Consider the following 15,517-nt stretch of genomic DNA (forward strand, 5'->3'; position numbering starts at 1 on the left):
TATGCGAACGTGTCGCACATTTCGCTTGCTTCTACAGCGACTGGAGGTGGTAAGGAAGGCCGCATGAATGCTTCTACCGAAAGCTGCGGGTGCCACGGGGAGCCCGCGCGCGCGCAAACCGATCCGGCCTATCGCCGTGCGCTGCTGACCGTCGTGGTGCTCAACCTCGGCTTCGGAGTCGCCGAGCTGTTCGGCGGGTTCATCGCCGATAGCCAAGCGCTGAAAGCGGATTCCCTCGATTTTCTCGGGGACGGGTCGATCAGCCTTATCGGTCTTCTCGCGCTTGCCTGGTCCGCACGGGCGAGGGCAAAGGTCGCGCTGACGCAGGGGTTGTTTCTCGGTGCGCTTGGCGTGGGCGTAATCGGTTTCGCGATTTGGCGCGCCCTGAACGCAACCGCGCCCGATGCCGAACTGATGGGCACAATCGGCGTTGTCGCGCTCGCGATCAATGTCGTGTCCGCCTTGGTGCTTGCGCGTTTCCGGGAAGGGGACGCCAATGTTCGCGCGATCTGGCTGTTCAGCCGCAACGACGCGCTCGCCAACGTGGCGGTGATCGCCGCGGCCGGTCTGGTGGCGTGGACAGGAAGCGCCTGGCCGGACCTCGCCGTCGCCGGCCTCATCGCCCTCCTGTTCCTCCACTCCGCTTATGAAATCGTCACTGGCGCTCGGCGCGAATTGGGAGAGCGGTAGTGCGTCTGCTCGCGTTGATCCGGGCAATGCTCTCGTTGCGGCTGCTCTCCGCGCTCGCGGCGCTGCTGATCCCTGCTGCGGCAATCGCCGAACCCGGCGACGTGCAAACCGCATGGCGGCTGCTCGACTATATGGCCGTCGATTATGGCGGCGCGGTCGCCAACGGTCGGATCAAGAGCACGTCGGAATATGCCGAGATGACGGAGTTCGCCGCGTCGGTCTCGACACGGCTTCAGGGCCTGCCGGCGAAGCCGGAGCGTCAAGCCCTCATCCAGCGGGCTGCCAACCTCCAGGCGGTGATCGCGGAAAAGGGACCGACTGAACAGGTGGCAACATTGGCGCACGGGCTCGCGGCCGATCTGTTGCGCGCCTACCCGGTGCCGCTCGCGCCCGATAAGGCTCCGAACCTCGTCTCCAGCGATGCCCTGTTCCGACAATCCTGCGCGTCCTGCCACGGGATGACGGGCAACGGCCGTGGCCCTGACGCCGCCAAGCTCGCTACGCCCCCGATTGCTTTCACCGATGCCGAGCGCGCGCGCCAGCGCAGCGTGTTCGCGCTCTATCAGGTGGTGACGCAAGGCATCGACGGGACCGCGATGCAGAGCTTCGCCGATCTGCCCAACGATCAGCGCTGGGCGTTAGCATTCCGAGCCGGGAGCTTCGCCTTCACGGATGCGCAGGCGCGCGAAGGCGAGCGGCTTTGGAAATCCGACCCGACCCTTCGCCGGCGCATTCCGGACCTGAAAACCCTGGTCGCGCTCACCCCGGCCGCGCTCGGCGCGGCGATCGGCGACGCCAAGGCTGACCCAGTGCTCGCGTTCCTGCGTCGTCATCCCGAACAGGTGATACAACAGGCTCCCGGCTCGCTCGCGGTCGCCCGCGCCAAACTCGCCGAAAGCGTGGCGGCTGCGCGGCGCGGCGATGCGCGCATGGCGAAAGAGCTGGCGCTGTCGGCCTATCTCGATGGGTTCGAGCCGATCGAGCCAACACTCACCGCGCGCGACGCGACGCTGATGGGTCGAATCGAGGGCGCGATGGGGGAGTTCCGCGCCTCGATCGACCGGGGCGCGTCGCCCGATGATCTCGCGGAGAAGGTCGCAGTACTGGGCGGCCTTTTCGACGATGCGGAAGCGGCGCTCGCGCCTGATGCCGCCACCGAAGCGTCCACGTTCCTGGGCGCGTTCACGATCCTGCTGCGTGAAGGGCTCGAAGCCCTGCTCATCGTTGTCGCCATGATCGCGTTCCTGCGTAAAGCCGAGCGCGGCGAGGCGCTGCGGTACGTGCATGGCGGCTGGGTCAGCGCGATCATCGCGGGCGGGATCACCTGGGCGGTCGCCACCTATGCGATCGGGATCAGCGGTGCGAGCCGGGAGCTGACGGAAGGGTTTGGCTCGCTGTTCGCCGCGGTCGTGCTGCTCTCGGTCGGGATTTGGATGCACGGCAAGGCGCAGGCCGATCAGTGGCAGCGCTATATTCGCGAGAAGATGTCGCGGGCGCTCTCGGGCGGGTCGGGCTGGTTCCTGTTCGGGCTGGCGTTCGTCGTAGTTTATCGCGAGGTCTTCGAGACGATCCTGTTCTATGCCGCGCTTTCGGCGCAAGGTGACAACGGGATGCTTCTCGCGGGGGCCGGGTCGGCGATTGGACTGCTCAGCCTGATCGCTTGGGCCATGCTTCGCTACAGTCGCAAGCTGCCGATCGCGCAGTTCTTCCGCTATAGCTCCTGGCTCATGGCGGTCCTGACCGTCGTGCTGGCGGGTAAAGGCGTCGCCGCGCTCCAGGAAGCCGGCCTTATCAACATCGCACCGCTCGCGGACGTGCCACGGCTGTCGATGCTCGGCGTGTTTCCCACTTGGCAATCGGTGCTGGCGCAACTCCTGATGGCGGTCGCCATTGCGGTCGGGTTCGCCTGGAACGGGCGCGACCGATCCCGCTCGGGTTCCGGCTCAGTGACCCTTGGTTCGAATTAGTGCAATGACATGAAAACCCTTCCGTGATAGAGGCAAGCTAGTGCGAGCCTTTTTGCCTTTCCTGACATGCCTGATGCTGGTCCTGACCAGCTTCTCCGGCATGGCCCATGCCGCCGATCTGGCGGGGGGAAGCATCGCGGGCGTTGAGTTCACGGTCCATACCGCCGGTGACATCGATCAGGTGCCATCGGACTCGGACAAGAATGTCCCGCATCATCACAATTATTGTCACGGACACGACGTCGGCGCGCCTGCGCGCACGACGATGGAATATACCCCCGTCCTCACAGTGCCCAAGCCGACAATCTCCGCCTCTGCGTCGCTCGACGGCCGCACCGGCATGGTCCATTTGAGGCCCCCCCAAGCCTGACGTCCGATTTGGGCGTGCGTTGGCGCGCCCCTGTCGATCATCGTCAGGAGTCCTATTTTCATGAATCGTATCCTCGCGGCCATGCTGGCCGCAGCGTCTTGCGCCACGATGGCGCAGGCGCAGGTCGGACCGTCCGCGCCTGTTGCGCAGGATGCGCCGGTCTACACGCTTGACCAAGCGGTCAGTGCAGCGGGCGGTTCGGCCCCTGCTGCGGAAGCGGCGACAGCTGGAATCGACGCGGCCCGTGCAGGTCGCACAGTCGCCGGCTTGCGGCCCAATCCGGTGGTTCAAGGCCAAGTCGAGAATGTCATCGGCTCCGGGCCGTATCGGGGGGTCCGCAGCGCGGAAACCACGGTCGGCTTTGCGATCCCGATCGAGCTAGGCGGCAAGCGCGGCGCCCGCGTCGCGGTCGCCAATGCGCAATTGTCCCGGGCCGAGATCCAGGCCGCGATCATCGCGGCGGATGTCCGGCTTCAGGTAACGCAGCTCTATGTCGAAGCGGTCGCGGCCGATCGCCGGGTAATGACAGCCCGCGATCAGGCCCGGATCGCCAGCGATGCGCTGCGGGCCGCGAGCGTTCGCGTGCAGGCAGGGCGGGCATCGCCACTCGAGCAACAGCGCGCGGATGTCGCGCGTATCAATGCCGACGCCAATGTGGAGCGGCAGCTTCGCTTGGCCGAGGCGGCCCGCGCCAATCTGGCGCGTCGGATCGGACGGCCGATCGACGGCCTGCTCGATGACACGCTGCTCGATCGCCTTCCCGGTGTGAACGTCTATGGGCCGTTGGCACCGGTCAACACGACCGGCACACTCGCGCTGGCGGCAGCCAACGCGGATTTCTCCATTGCCGAAGCCGGCGTGCGGCTCGCGCGCGCCAATCGCGTGCCTGACCTGAACGTCGGGCCGTCGATCCGCCGCCTGGAAGCGACCAACGACATGGCGGCGGTGTTCAGCGTGTCGATCCCGATCCCGGTGTTCAACAATGGTCGCGCCGCGATTGCGCAGGCGACCGCGCAGCGGACCCAGGCGGATGCGCAGCGCCGCGTGACCGCGCTCGACATCGAACAGGCGATCACGGACGCGCAGGCGCAGGCGGCCAATGCCGCAACGACGGCTCGTGCGGCGTCGGGGCCGGCGCTGGCGGCTGCACAGGAGGCCGCCCGCATCGCGCGGATCGGCTATCGCGAGGGCAAGTTCGGCCAGCTCGAATTGCTCGATGCTGAACGCACGCTCGCCGAAACGCGGGTCGCCGCGATCGACGCGCTTGCCAATTACCAGAATGCCCGCGCGCAAGTGGAGCGACTGACCGCTCGTGCGCCCAATGGGGGGAATCAGTGATGAAGAGCTTTTATCTCGCGGGCGCGGCGTCGCTCGCCCTGCTCTTGGCTGCCTGCGGCGGCAAGGATGGCGGAAACGAGGCAACTGCCGAAGGCGCAGCTGCCAATGAGACGGCAGCGGGCACGGAAAAGGGCGGTGCTGAAGGCGGTCATGCCGGTGAAGGCGTCGTCACATTGGGTGCCGACCAGATCGCCACAGCGGGCGTCCAGGTCGGACGGCCGATCATCGGCGGGGCCGGGACGATCGAGCTGCCCGCGATCATCGAGGGCGACCCACAGGGAACGCAGGTCGTCTCGGCCGCAATTGCGGGACGCGTGGTCGCGCTCACCCGTAACCTCGGCCAATCGGTCGGACGCGGCCAGACCATTGCGGTCATCGAAAGCCGCGAGGCGGCGCAGATCAAGGGCGAGGTCGAGGCGGCGCGGGCGCGGCTTCAGCTCGCTAATTCGAACCTCGCGCGCGAACAGCGGCTGTTCGCGCAGAGAGTCTCCCCTGAACAGGATCTGATCGCCGCCCGCACAGCGGCGACGGAGGCGCGGATCGCCCTGACGCAGGCGCAGAGCATGGTTTCGGCGGCGGGTGTCGGCGGCGGCGGGCTCAACCGGCTCGGCATTGCCGCGCCGATCTCGGGCCAGATCATTGCGCGCCCCGTGACGCTGGGACAAACGGTCGCGGCGGATGCCGAACTCTATCGCATCGCCAACCTGAGCCAGGTGTCGATCGCGCTTAATCTCAAGCCCGAGGATGCGGGCCGGGTGCGTCCCGGCAATACGGTGCTGGTGAAGGCGGCAGGCCGTCAGGCGACCGCCCGCGTGACCTTCGTGTCGCCGGCGCTTGATCCGCAGACGCGGCTCGTGCCTGCGCTCGCCACCCTCGACAATCGCGGTGGCGAATGGCGGGTCGGCGAGCCTGTGACGGCAGCCGTGCAGCTCACGGGCAGCGGCGGGAGCGGGGCGGTCCGCGTGCCGACGACGGCGGTCCAGAGTTTCGAGGGCAAGTCGGTCGTGTTCGTGCGCACGCCCACCGGCTTCAAGGCGACCCCGGTCCAGCTCGGCGATGCGTCGGGCGACACGGTGATCGTCCGGTCGGGCCTGACCGGCAACGAACAGATCGCCACCACCGGAAGTTTCACGCTCAAGGCCGAGATCGGCAAGGGCGAAGCGAGCCACGAGGATTAAGCCATGATCGCCCGTATCGTAACCTGGGCGGTCGAGAAGCGCTGGCTAGTCCTGCTCCTCACCGTCATCGTCGCCGCCATCGGCGCCTTTTCCCTCTACCGGCTACCGATCGACGCGGTGCCGGACATCACCAACAATCAGGTCCAGATCAACGTCCGCGCGCCTGCCCTCTCGCCCGAGCTGGTCGAGAAGCAGGTGTCGTTTCCAATCGAAACCGCGCTCGCCGGCACCCCCGGCCTGGAATATACGCGCTCGTTGAGCCGCAACGGCTTCGCGCAGATCACGGCGGTCTTTTCGGACGCGACGGACATCTATTTCGCCCGCCAGCAGGTGGGCGAGCGTCTGCGGGGCGTGCAAGAGAATCTGCCCGACGGCGTGAACCCTGAAATGGGTCCGATCGCGACAGGCCTGGGCGAGGTGTACATGTACACCGTTCGTCTCGATCATCGCGAGGACGACAAGCACAAGCCCGGTGAACCGGGCCAACAGCCCGATGGCAGCTACATCACGCCAGAGGGCGAGCGACTGACGACCGAAGAGGACAAGGCGACCTACCTGCGCACCGCGCAGGACTGGATCGTGACGCCGCTTCTGAAGACCACACCGGGCCTCGCCGGTGTCGACTCGATTGGCGGTTACGCCAAGCAGTTCCTCGTCGTGCCCGACGTGCAGAAGCTGGCCTCGCTCGGCATCACGCTGACGGACCTGGGAAATGCGCTGGAGCGCAATAACACCAGCGTCGGCGGTGGCTTCGTCAATCGCAATGGCGAAGGTCTGGCTGTTCGCTCGGATGCGCTCGTTCGCAATGCCAGCGAGTTGGCCAGGACCGTGATCGCGACACGTAACGGCGTGCCGATCACGGTCGAACAAGTTGCGACTGTGAAGACGGGTCAGGCGATCCGCATGGGTTCGGCATCGGAGAACGGTACCGAAGTCGTCGTCGGCACGGCGATCATGCGGATCGGCGAGAACAGCCGCATCGTGTCGACCGCGGTCGCTGAGAAACTGAAGACGATCAACGCTTCGCTGCCTCCTGACGTCGTAATTCAGCCGGTGCTGAACCGCACCGAGCTGGTCAATTCGACGATCAAGACGGTCGCGAAAAACCTGTCCGAAGGCGCAGTGCTGGTCATCGTCGTGCTCTTCCTGCTGCTCGGCAACTTCCGTGCGGCCCTGATCGCGGCGTTGGTCATCCCGATCACCATGATGCTGACAGGCTTTGGTATGCTGCGCGCTGGGGTCTCGGCCAATCTGATGAGCCTTGGGGCTTTGGACTTCGGTCTGATCGTCGACGGCGCCGTCATCATCGTTGAAAACGCGCTGAGGCGGCTTGCCGAACAACAGCATCATGAAGGTCGCTTGCTGACCGTCAAGGAACGGCTTGCGACCGTGGCAGCCGCCGCTCGCGAGATGATCCGCCCCTCGGTTTACGGGCAGGCAATCATCATCCTCGTCTACGTACCGCTGCTCACGCTGACCGGCGTGGAGGGTAAAACGTTCGGACCGATGGCGCTGACCGTCATCATCGCGCTCGCCTTCGCCTTCATCCTCTCTCTCACCTTCGTGCCGGCGATGATTGCGATCTGGCTGTCGAAGAAGGTCGAGGAGAAGGACGGCCGCATCATCACGTGGCTGAAGAAGCGCTACGAACCCGGTCTCGACCGGGCCATGAAGCGCCCGACGCTGACGATCGGTGCGGGTGTGGGAAGCCTTGTGGTGGCGGCGCTTGCTTTCACTACGCTCGGCTCGGTGTTCCTGCCGCAGCTCGACGAAGGCGATTTGCTGATCCAGTCGCTCCGCATTCCGGCAACGTCGGTCCAGCAGAGCCAGGCGATGCAGGTGCCGATCGAGCGGATGATGTCGAAGCAGCCGGAGGTGCAATTCGTCTATTCCAAGACGGGCACCGCCGAGCTGGCGGCCGACCCGATGCCGCCGAACGCGACCGACATGTTCGTCATCCTGAAGCCGCGCAAGGATTGGCCGGATCCTGAGCTTCCCAAGGAGGAGCTGGTCAGCCGGATCGAGGGTAATCTCGCGAAGATTCCGGGAAATGCCTACGAGATCACCCAGCCCATCCAGATGCGCTTCAACGAGCTGATCGCCGGCGTGCGCGGCGACATCGCGGTGAAGGTGTTCGGGGACGACTTCAACCAGATGAACCGGACGGCCGAGCAAATCGCGGCGGTGCTGCGCAGAACGCAAGGCGCAGCGGACGTGAAGGTGGAGCAGACGACCGGTCTTCCCATGCTCGACATTCGTGTCAACCGCGACGCGATGGCGCGGTTGGGCGTTACGGCTCAGGATGTGCAGGACACCGTGACTGCGACGATCGGCGGGCGAACATCGGGCCAGATCTTCGAGGGCGACCGTCGCTTCCCCGTGGTGATCCGCCTGTCGGAGGCGCAGCGTGCCGACATCGGCCTGCTCCAACAGGTGCAGGTGCCGGTGGCAGGCGGCGGCTATGTACCGCTGTCCAGCGTCGCCGAGATCAAGGTGGTCGATGGTCCGAACCAGATCAGCCGCGAGAACGGCAAGCGGCGCGTGGTGGTGCAAGCCAACGTGCGTGGCCGCGACGTCGGATCCGTCGTGGCGGATGCGCAGGCGGCGATCGGCAGCCAACTCCGGCTGCCTGCCGGCACCTATCTCGAATGGGGCGGCCAGTTCGAGAACCTCCAATCGGCAAGCGAACGGCTGAAGCTGGTCATTCCGGCTTGCTTCATCTTGATCCTGCTGCTCCTCTACGGGGCGTTGGGATCGGTCCGCGACGCCGCGATCGTGTTCACCGGCGTGCCTTTCGCGCTGGTGGGCGGCGTCCTGTTGCTGTTCCTGCGGGGCATGGACTTCTCGATCTCGGCGGCAGTGGGCTTCATCGCCCTCTCGGGCATCGCGGTCCTCAACGGCCTCGTCATGGTCAGCTCGATCCAAGATCTGATCCGATCAGGGATGAGCCGCGAGGAAGCCGCGCATGTTGGCGCGATGCAGCGTCTGCGACCCGTCATCATGACCGCGCTAGTCGCCAGCCTCGGCTTCGTGCCGATGGCGCTGGGCGAAGGCGCCGGCGCAGAGGTTCAAAAGCCTTTGGCGACGGTCGTCATCGGCGGTCTGATCTCGGCGACGCTTCTTACGCTGTTCGTGCTGCCGACACTCTATGCCCGGTTCGGGCAGAAAGTGATCGAGAAACCCGAGCACTACAATGAGGAGCATGAAGGGGACGACCACGGTCAGACCTTCGTGAACAACTTGGCCTGATGGATGGGCGGGGCGATCCGCGATCGCCCCGCCCATCTCTGGGAGATGGGGATATGCCTCGCACCATAACCAGCTCGATGCTTCACGGCGGGCCACTGCGCATCTGGTCGGCACTCACCGATCCGGATCATCGCCGGGCGTGGAGTCCGCTCGTATTTCTCGATGATCCGTCCCGGCTCGGCGACACAGAATGCACCTTTGCGATCCAGGGCATCACCCGGCCAATTCGGACGCCAGCACGGATTGATCGATTCGATAAACCGCACGCCTTCGCTTGGTCCTGCGGCATCCCCTATCTGTTCACGCTCGAAGAGCGGTACGAGCTGGCGGGGGACGATGGCGGCACCAGGCTAACGCATAGCTGCACGCTGCGCGGGGCGCTCTCCCTGCCGTTCGCGGCGATGATGTTGCGCCGCCTGCGATCCCTGATGGTCGAATCTGACGATCGCCTCGCAACCTATCTCCGCTGGCGGGTAGGTCAGCCTGCCCGGGCTATCAATCGTCAGCGCGTCCCCTTCCGCTACAGGAGGAAGGCGCGATGATGATGCACTGTAAGCGGGTGCTGCCCGCCGTCATCCTCGTTGTCGGGCTCGCGGCGTGCTCGGAAAGAAAGCCGCCAGCCCCGCCAACGGAGCAGCAGATCCATTCGTCCGACAGCGCCGTGGCGACCGGGGAAATGGGGCGGCATAGATATCGCTGTTCCGACGGGGAACCGCTGTTCGTCGATTACAAGGACAACGGCCTGCAGATCGATTTGCGGCGCTCCAACGGGGGACCGCCGATGATGCTGACCGCGCCAGCGCAGGGCCTGCAATATGTCGGCGAAACAGCCACCGCGACCTTCAAGGGGTCGCAGCTCACCATCGTGGAAGGCGATGGCCGTACCCGGATCTGCGAGCGGGAAGGCACGCGATGAACTGCCCTGCCTTCGAACGCCACAGGGCGCTTCGTCGGAAGAGACCGATGTCTGACACGTCGATTTCAAATGTGACAACCTTGTGCGGCCTGAATCGGGCCGGTCTGGCGATCGCGCGCCTCGGCGTCGTTCTCGTCTCCGGGGCGGTTATAGGGGCGTGTAATCCAGCGCCGACCCAGCCTACCGAGCCGGCGCATGAAAAGCATCTGACGTCGAAACTAATCGCGCAGCGCATCATGTACTGCGACGACGGCACACGCGCCGATGTCGACTTCATCGATGACGGCTTGAAAATGGCCGTCACCTGGCTGCCGAAGGGCAGGACCGAGATCCTGCGCGCGCAGCGAACCGGTGACGAGTTTCGCGGCGACCATTCGCGGGCTGTCGTGGCGGGCGGATCGATCGCGTTCACGCGACGCGGGAAGATCCGCGTCTGCCACCGAACCCCGGAGGAGTCCTAGGAAATGCAGGCACTGCTCTATACGCTTGCGCCTGTGCTGGCGGTCGTGCTCGGCGCGATTGTCGCGAGCCGCACCAAGTTGAAACCTGGCCTCGTGGCGGGCCTACAGCATCTCGCTGCCGGCGTCGTGTTCGCGGCGGCAGCGACCGAAATCCTGCCGCAGGTCAAGCATGAGGCATCGCCCAGCGCGACGTTGATCGGCGGGGCGGCGGGCGTCGCGACCATGCTGGGGCTCAAGGCTCTTGAGGCCCGCTTCAAGGGGCCGATGGCGCTACTCGCCGCGATCGGCATCGACATTCTGGTCGACGGCCTGGTGCTCGGCCTCGCTTTCGTGGCGGGCGAGAAGGCAGGTCTCCTGCTGACGATCGCGCTCACTCTGGAAGTGTTATTTCTGGGACTGACGCTGACCGACGAGCTGGCGGAAACCTATCGCTCGCGCTTGCGCATCATCGTGATCGTCTCGGCATTGGCCCTGCTGCTGCCGATCGGCGCGCTCGCTGCCGTGCCGGTCGCCGCGCTGTCGCCGGTGATGATCGCCGGCTTCCTCAGCTTCGGGCTGATGGCGCTGCTCTACCTCGTCACGGAGGAGTTGCTGGTCGAGGCGCACGAGAAACCCGACACCCCGCTCATCAGCTCGATGTTTTTCGTCGGCTTCCTGGCCCTGCTGACACTTGAGGAGATGATGGGATGATCCCGGGCAACGACAACAATGGCGGGCAGGAGCGCCGCACACTGTGGATCGTCCTGCTGCTGAACGCGGCGATCGCTGCGGGCTTCTTCGTTTCCGGCTTCTTCGCGGACTCGAGCGCGCTGATCGCCAACGGCGTCGACAACCTGTCCGATACGGCTGTGTATGCGCTGAGCCTTGTGGCGCTCACCCGGGGCCAGACATGGAAGACACGCGCCGCGGTCGCTTCGGGCGTCATGCTGCTGATCTTCGCGGGCGGCATCTTGATCGATGTCGGACGGCGCTACGTGCAGGGCAGCGAGCCCATCGGACCTACCATGATGGTCATGTCCGCGATCGCCGGCGTCGTGAATTACCTCTGCCTGCGGCTGCTCCAGCGCCTCAAGGATCCGGACGTCAATCTCCGGGCCGCAACCACCTTCAGCTTCAACGACTTCATTTCCAACGGCGGCATCCTGATCGCCGGCGTGCTGGTGCTGTGGTTGGGTACCAATTGGCCGGACCTGCTGGTCGGCTTCGCCACCGCCATCATCGCCATCAAGGGCGGTGTCGAAATCCTGCGCGACGCGCGCGCCGAAACCAAGAAAAGCGAAAGGAGGTCGTCATGAACGACAAGCTCGAACTCGACATTCCAGTGTTGTTGCCGGACCTTCCTGACGCGGCCGATGCCTGCCTGGACCGTCTCGTATCAACCCTGTCAAAGCGCGAAGGTGTCGAGCGGGCGCATGTGATCTGTCTCGACGGCAACACGCCAGCGGCGCTGTGCATCCATTTCGATGCCGCCAAGCTGCCGCTGCCACGGTTGCGCGAAATGGTGCGCGCCGCAGGTGCCGAAATCACCGAGCGCTACGGCCATGCGATCTGGCAGGTGACGGGGATCAACCACGAACGTCGGGCGCGCACGGTCAGCGATGCGCTGTGCGCCTTGCCCGGCGTGGTCCAGGCAAGCGCCAGCACCAGCGGGTCTGTCCGGGTCGAATATGATCGCCGCGAAACCACCGAAGAGGAGGTGCGCGCTGCGCTTCGCAAGCTGAAGGTGAGGGTGGGCAAGCGGGTCGCTGCCGATGAACATGCCGGCCACGACCACGGCCCCGGGGGCCACGGCGCGGGCGAAGAGAAGCACGGCCCCGGCGATGGCCACGACCATAGCCACGCCGAATTTCTCGGCCCCAATACCGAGCTGATCTTCGCGCTCGCCTGTGGCGCGCTGCTGGGGATCGGCTACGCGATCGAGAGGCTGGTCGCTGGCGCGCCCGAATGGCTGCCGACCGCCTGCTATATCGCAGCCTATTTCTTCGGCGGATTCTTCACGCTGCGCGAGGCGATCGACAACCTCCGGATGAAGAAGTTCGAGATCGACACGCTGATGTTGGTCGCTGCGGCCGGCGCCGCTGCGCTGGGCGCATGGGCCGAAGGTGCGCTGCTGCTGTTCCTGTTCAGCCTCGGCCATGCGCTTGAGCATTATGCAATGGGCCGCGCCAAGAAGGCGATCGAGGCGCTGGCGAAGCTCGCGCCCGAAACCGCGACCGTGCGACGCGGCGGGCAGACCAGCGAAATCCCGGTCGAGCAGATGGTCGTCGGGGACATTGCCATCGTCCGCCCGAACGAGCGCCTGCCTGCCGACGGCTTCGTCATCAAGGGCACCAGCGCGATCAACCAGGCCCCGGTCACGGGTGAAAGCATCCCGGTCGACAAGGTGCCGGTCGCAGATGCCGCAGCGGCACGCGCCAAGCCCGATGCAGTCGACGCGGAAAGCCGGGTTTTTGCGGGTACGATCAACGGCGGCGGCGCGATCGAGATCGAGGTGACACGCCGTTCCAATGAAAGCGCGCTTGCCAAGGTCGTGAAGATGGTGAGCGAAGCGGAGACGCAGAAGTCGCCGACGCAGCGCTTCACCGACCGGTTCGAACGGATCTTCGTGCCCGCCGTCCTGGTCCTGTCAGTGCTCCTGCTGTTCGCATGGGTGGTCGTCGACGAGCCGTTCCGCGACAGCTTCTATCGCGCGATGGCGGTGCTGGTGGCGGCAAGCCCGTGCGCGCTCGCGATCGCAACGCCGAGCGCGGTCCTGTCGGGCGTTGCCCGTGCAGCGCGGGGCGGCGTGCTCGTGAAGGGCGGTGCACCGCTCGAAAACCTCGGGTCGCTCAAAGCGATCGCTTTCGACAAGACGGGCACGCTGACCGAAGGTCGTCCGCGCATCACTGATGTCGTGCCCGTCGATGGCGCCGATGAAGGCGAGTTGCTGGCGCTGGCTGTCGCCGTCGAAGCGTTGAGCGACCATCCCCTGGCCCAAGCGATCGTCAAGGACGGCCGCGAACGTCTGAACGATCGTGCCGTGCCGACTGCCGGCGACCTCAAGAGCCTGACCGGTCGGGGCGTCACCGCGAGCGTGGATGGCGAGACGGTGTGGATCGGCAAGGCCGAGATGTTCGGAAGTGAGGGCATTCCGGCGCTGGGGCAGGGCGCGCAGGACGCAATCGCGAAGCTGCGCGAGAACGGCCGCACGACAATGGTGGTCCGCAAGGGGGACCGCGACCTGGGCGCGATCGGCCTGATGGACACGCCTCGCGAAGCTGCCAAGACCGCGTTGCGTCGGCTGCACGAGATGGGCGTGTCGCGGATGATAATGATCTCCGGCGATCACCAGAAAGTCGCCGAAGCGATCGCCGACGAAGTCGGGATCGACGAAGCGTGGGGCGACCTCATGCCCGAAGACAAGGTTGCCGCGATCAAGAAGCTCGCCGGCGAAGACAAGGTCGCGATGGTGGGCGACGGCGTGAACGATGCGCCGGCGATGGCAAGCGCCACGGTCGGCATCGCGATGGGCGCGGCGGGGTCGGACGTTGCGCTGGAGACAGCCGACGTGGCGCTGATGGCCGACGATCTGGCGCACCTGCCATTCGCAGTCGGTCTTAGCCGCCATACCCGTGGAATCATCCGGCAGAACGTCTTCGTCAGCCTGGGTGTCGTCGCCTTCCTGGTGCCTGCTACCATCCTCGGCCTCGGCATTGGGCCAGCGGTGGCGGTTCATGAGGGATCGACGCTGCTCGTCGTCATCAATGCGCTCAGGCTGCTCGCCTACCGCGATCCGGCAGGGAAGGCGGCATGAAGTGGCTGATCGCCTTCGACCTCGACGGCACGCTTGCCGAGAGCAAGCGGCCGGGGCTGTTGAAAAAGGCCGGGTGAGCCGATCGCGTTCCTAACGGGTTCCCTGCTTCGACACATCGGGAGCAGCGGCCATGATGGGTGAGCAACAGCGAGGCGGCAAGGGCGCAAGTTGGCGGGCGCTAGGAGCGATGATCCCCGCCGATCACATCCTACGCAGGATAGACGGACTGATCGACCTGGGTGAACTGCGCGATGCGCTCGCGCCGCATTATAGTCGCCGTGGGCGTCCCTCGATAGCGCCTGAATTGCTGGTCCGCATGGCGCTTATCGCTCGCCTCTATGGCATCACGTCGGAACGCCGGCTGTGCGAGGAAGTCCGCTTCAATCTCGCTTATCGCTGGTTCTGCCGATTGCCGCCCGACGCGCGGGTGCCGCACCACTCGACGTTTAGCAAGAACCGGCATGGCCGCTTCCGCGATGCCGGCATCTTCCGCATCCTGTTCGAGCAGACTGTTCGGCGCTGCGCCGACGCGCGGCTGATCGCCCACAAGGATGCCGCAATCGACGCATCGTTTGTCGCGGCCGACGCAAGCTGGCAGCGCAAGATGCGGGACGCCGACATAGCCGCGCCCCGGCTTCCCCGCCCGGTTTGCGAATGGCTGGCGGATCAGGCCAATGCTCTACCGCAGGAACATGGCGTGCCGCGTGGCAAGCCGGCCGAGGTGTCACGCACCGATCCGGCGTCGGCTTGGTCTGCGCGCACGGCGCGGGGCCGGTTCGGCTATGCCCTGAATATCCTGATCGACACGCCGGGAGGGGTGACGATCGACGTGGAGGCCAGTCCCGCCCGCTTCGCGGCGGAAGTCGATGCGGGGCGGACCATGCTGGCACGGGCCGATGATCGGTTCGGCTACCGGCCAAAGCGCGTCGCGGCTGACACCGCCTACGGCAGCGCCGCGTTCCTGGCGTTTGTCACCGATCGCGGCACCATCCCGCATATCCCGGTGCTGGAACGATCCGAACAGACCAAGGGCAAATTCCCCCGCGAAGCCTTCCGCTATGAACGGGAGCAGGACCGCTATGTCTGTCCTGCTGGCAAGATACTGCCCTTTCGTGGTGCCGATCGTCGGGCGGGCTTTCTCCGATACAGCGCCAGTCCCTCCGACTGCCGCGCCTGTCACCTCAAACGGAAATGCACCGCAGGCAGCAACAGGTCGGTGACGCACAGCGAACATGAGGACGTGCGCGAGCTGGTGCGCGGCGAGATGCAGACGCCCCTATTCAAGCGGTCGATGCGACTGCGTCGGGGCGTCGAGCGGGTGTTTGCCGATGCCAAGGGTAAGCGGGGGCTAACCCGTTTGCACCTTCGCGGCCTGCGCGGTGCCGAGGAAGAGTTTCTGTTGGGCGCGGCCATTGCCAATCTCGTACTGCTGGCCCGCCCCGCCGCACGACCGGCACGGACCCGCCGCCCACCCCCGGTGCCGGAACGGATCGATCACATGGCCCGGATCAGCCGGGGCCGGTTCGAGCAATCTTACTACGCGACGATCTTCTGA

At 65.7% G+C, this 15,517-nt stretch carries 13 protein-coding genes; all 13 read left to right on the forward strand.

The features are described 5' to 3' along the window. The first annotated feature begins 63 nt into the window (after positions 1 to 63). The 13 genes from NJ75_RS13475 (at position 64) to NJ75_RS13535 (ending at position 15,517) form a co-directional block, all read left to right on the forward strand. The gene (locus tag NJ75_RS13475) at positions 64 to 690 is read left to right on the forward strand and encodes a cation transporter (protein ID WP_004212870.1); all 627 of its coding nucleotides are present in this window, start codon (positions 64 to 66) and stop codon (positions 688 to 690) included. Continuing rightward, a complete protein-coding gene (locus tag NJ75_RS13480) occupies positions 690 to 2,657 on the forward strand; it encodes a cytochrome c/FTR1 family iron permease (RefSeq protein WP_004212871.1) in 1,968 nt (655 codons plus the stop codon). Before NJ75_RS13475 ends, NJ75_RS13480 begins: the two co-directional genes overlap by 1 nt. Before the next feature lie 73 nt (positions 2,658 to 2,730). Continuing rightward, positions 2,731 to 3,027 (forward strand): hypothetical protein, encoded by a 297-nt coding sequence (locus NJ75_RS13485; RefSeq protein WP_007406840.1) that lies wholly within the window; start codon positions 2,731 to 2,733, stop codon positions 3,025 to 3,027. Positions 3,028 to 3,087: 60 nt separating this feature from the next. Further along, positions 3,088 to 4,365 (forward strand): TolC family protein, encoded by a 1,278-nt coding sequence (locus NJ75_RS13490; protein WP_004212875.1) that lies wholly within the window; start codon positions 3,088 to 3,090, stop codon positions 4,363 to 4,365. Then, the gene (locus NJ75_RS13495; RefSeq protein ID WP_004212877.1) at positions 4,365 to 5,543 is read left to right on the forward strand and encodes an efflux RND transporter periplasmic adaptor subunit; all 1,179 of its coding nucleotides are present in this window, start codon (positions 4,365 to 4,367) and stop codon (positions 5,541 to 5,543) included. The genes NJ75_RS13490 and NJ75_RS13495 overlap by 1 nt, the downstream gene beginning before the upstream one ends. Before the next feature lie 3 nt (positions 5,544 to 5,546). Then, the gene (locus NJ75_RS13500) at positions 5,547 to 8,792 is read left to right on the forward strand and encodes an efflux RND transporter permease subunit (RefSeq protein WP_039335367.1); all 3,246 of its coding nucleotides are present in this window, start codon (positions 5,547 to 5,549) and stop codon (positions 8,790 to 8,792) included. 53 nt (positions 8,793 to 8,845) lie between these two features. After that, a complete protein-coding gene (locus NJ75_RS13505; protein ID WP_004212879.1) occupies positions 8,846 to 9,334 on the forward strand; it encodes an SRPBCC domain-containing protein in 489 nt (162 codons plus the stop codon). Next, positions 9,331 to 9,708, forward strand: coding sequence for a hypothetical protein (locus NJ75_RS13510; protein ID WP_004212880.1), 378 nt, complete (start codon positions 9,331 to 9,333; stop codon positions 9,706 to 9,708). Before NJ75_RS13505 ends, NJ75_RS13510 begins: the two co-directional genes overlap by 4 nt. Positions 9,709 to 9,755: 47 nt before the next feature. Then, positions 9,756 to 10,169 (forward strand): hypothetical protein, encoded by a 414-nt coding sequence (locus tag NJ75_RS13515; RefSeq protein ID WP_004212881.1) that lies wholly within the window; start codon positions 9,756 to 9,758, stop codon positions 10,167 to 10,169. Positions 10,170 to 10,172: 3 nt separating this feature from the next. Next, positions 10,173 to 10,859 carry a ZIP family metal transporter gene (locus tag NJ75_RS13520; RefSeq protein ID WP_004212882.1) on the forward strand — a complete coding sequence of 229 codons (687 nt, stop codon included), beginning with the start codon at positions 10,173 to 10,175 and terminating at the stop codon, positions 10,857 to 10,859. Further along, positions 10,856 to 11,464, forward strand: a complete 609-nt coding sequence (locus tag NJ75_RS13525) for a cation transporter (RefSeq protein ID WP_004212885.1) — start codon at positions 10,856 to 10,858, stop codon at positions 11,462 to 11,464. The genes NJ75_RS13520 and NJ75_RS13525 overlap by 4 nt, the downstream gene beginning before the upstream one ends. Then, complete coding sequence (locus NJ75_RS13530; RefSeq protein WP_004212886.1) at positions 11,461 to 13,962, forward strand: heavy metal translocating P-type ATPase; 2,502 nt, start codon at positions 11,461 to 11,463, stop codon at positions 13,960 to 13,962. The genes NJ75_RS13525 and NJ75_RS13530 overlap by 4 nt, the downstream gene beginning before the upstream one ends. 130 nt (positions 13,963 to 14,092) lie before the next feature. Beyond that, entirely contained in the window at positions 14,093 to 15,517 is a 1,425-nt protein-coding gene (locus NJ75_RS13535; RefSeq protein ID WP_039335373.1) for a transposase, read from the forward strand.

This window comes from Novosphingobium subterraneum (assembly GCF_000807925.1).
GTDB classification, from domain to species: Bacteria; Pseudomonadota; Alphaproteobacteria; order Sphingomonadales; family Sphingomonadaceae; genus Novosphingobium; species Novosphingobium subterraneum.

Bases quoted from the DNA above. Each gene is read 5' to 3' on its own strand.
- NJ75_RS13475 (WP_004212870.1), top strand. From the start codon at position 64: ATGAATGCTTCTACCGAAAGCTGCGGGTGCCACGGGGAGCCCGCGCGC.
- NJ75_RS13485 (WP_007406840.1), top strand. From the start codon at position 2,731: ATGCTGGTCCTGACCAGCTTCTCCGGCATGGCCCATGCCGCCGATCTG.
- NJ75_RS13490 (WP_004212875.1), top strand. From the start codon at position 3,088: ATGAATCGTATCCTCGCGGCCATGCTGGCCGCAGCGTCTTGCGCCACG.
- NJ75_RS13495 (WP_004212877.1), top strand. From the start codon at position 4,365: ATGAAGAGCTTTTATCTCGCGGGCGCGGCGTCGCTCGCCCTGCTCTTG.
- NJ75_RS13500 (WP_039335367.1), top strand. From the start codon at position 5,547: ATGATCGCCCGTATCGTAACCTGGGCGGTCGAGAAGCGCTGGCTAGTC.
- NJ75_RS13505 (WP_004212879.1), top strand. From the start codon at position 8,846: ATGCCTCGCACCATAACCAGCTCGATGCTTCACGGCGGGCCACTGCGC.
- NJ75_RS13510 (WP_004212880.1), top strand. From the start codon at position 9,331: ATGATGATGCACTGTAAGCGGGTGCTGCCCGCCGTCATCCTCGTTGTC.
- NJ75_RS13515 (WP_004212881.1), top strand. From the start codon at position 9,756: ATGTCTGACACGTCGATTTCAAATGTGACAACCTTGTGCGGCCTGAAT.
- NJ75_RS13520 (WP_004212882.1), top strand. From the start codon at position 10,173: ATGCAGGCACTGCTCTATACGCTTGCGCCTGTGCTGGCGGTCGTGCTC.
- NJ75_RS13525 (WP_004212885.1), top strand. From the start codon at position 10,856: ATGATCCCGGGCAACGACAACAATGGCGGGCAGGAGCGCCGCACACTG.
- NJ75_RS13530 (WP_004212886.1), top strand. From the start codon at position 11,461: ATGAACGACAAGCTCGAACTCGACATTCCAGTGTTGTTGCCGGACCTT.
- NJ75_RS13535 (WP_039335373.1), top strand. From the start codon at position 14,093: ATGATGGGTGAGCAACAGCGAGGCGGCAAGGGCGCAAGTTGGCGGGCG.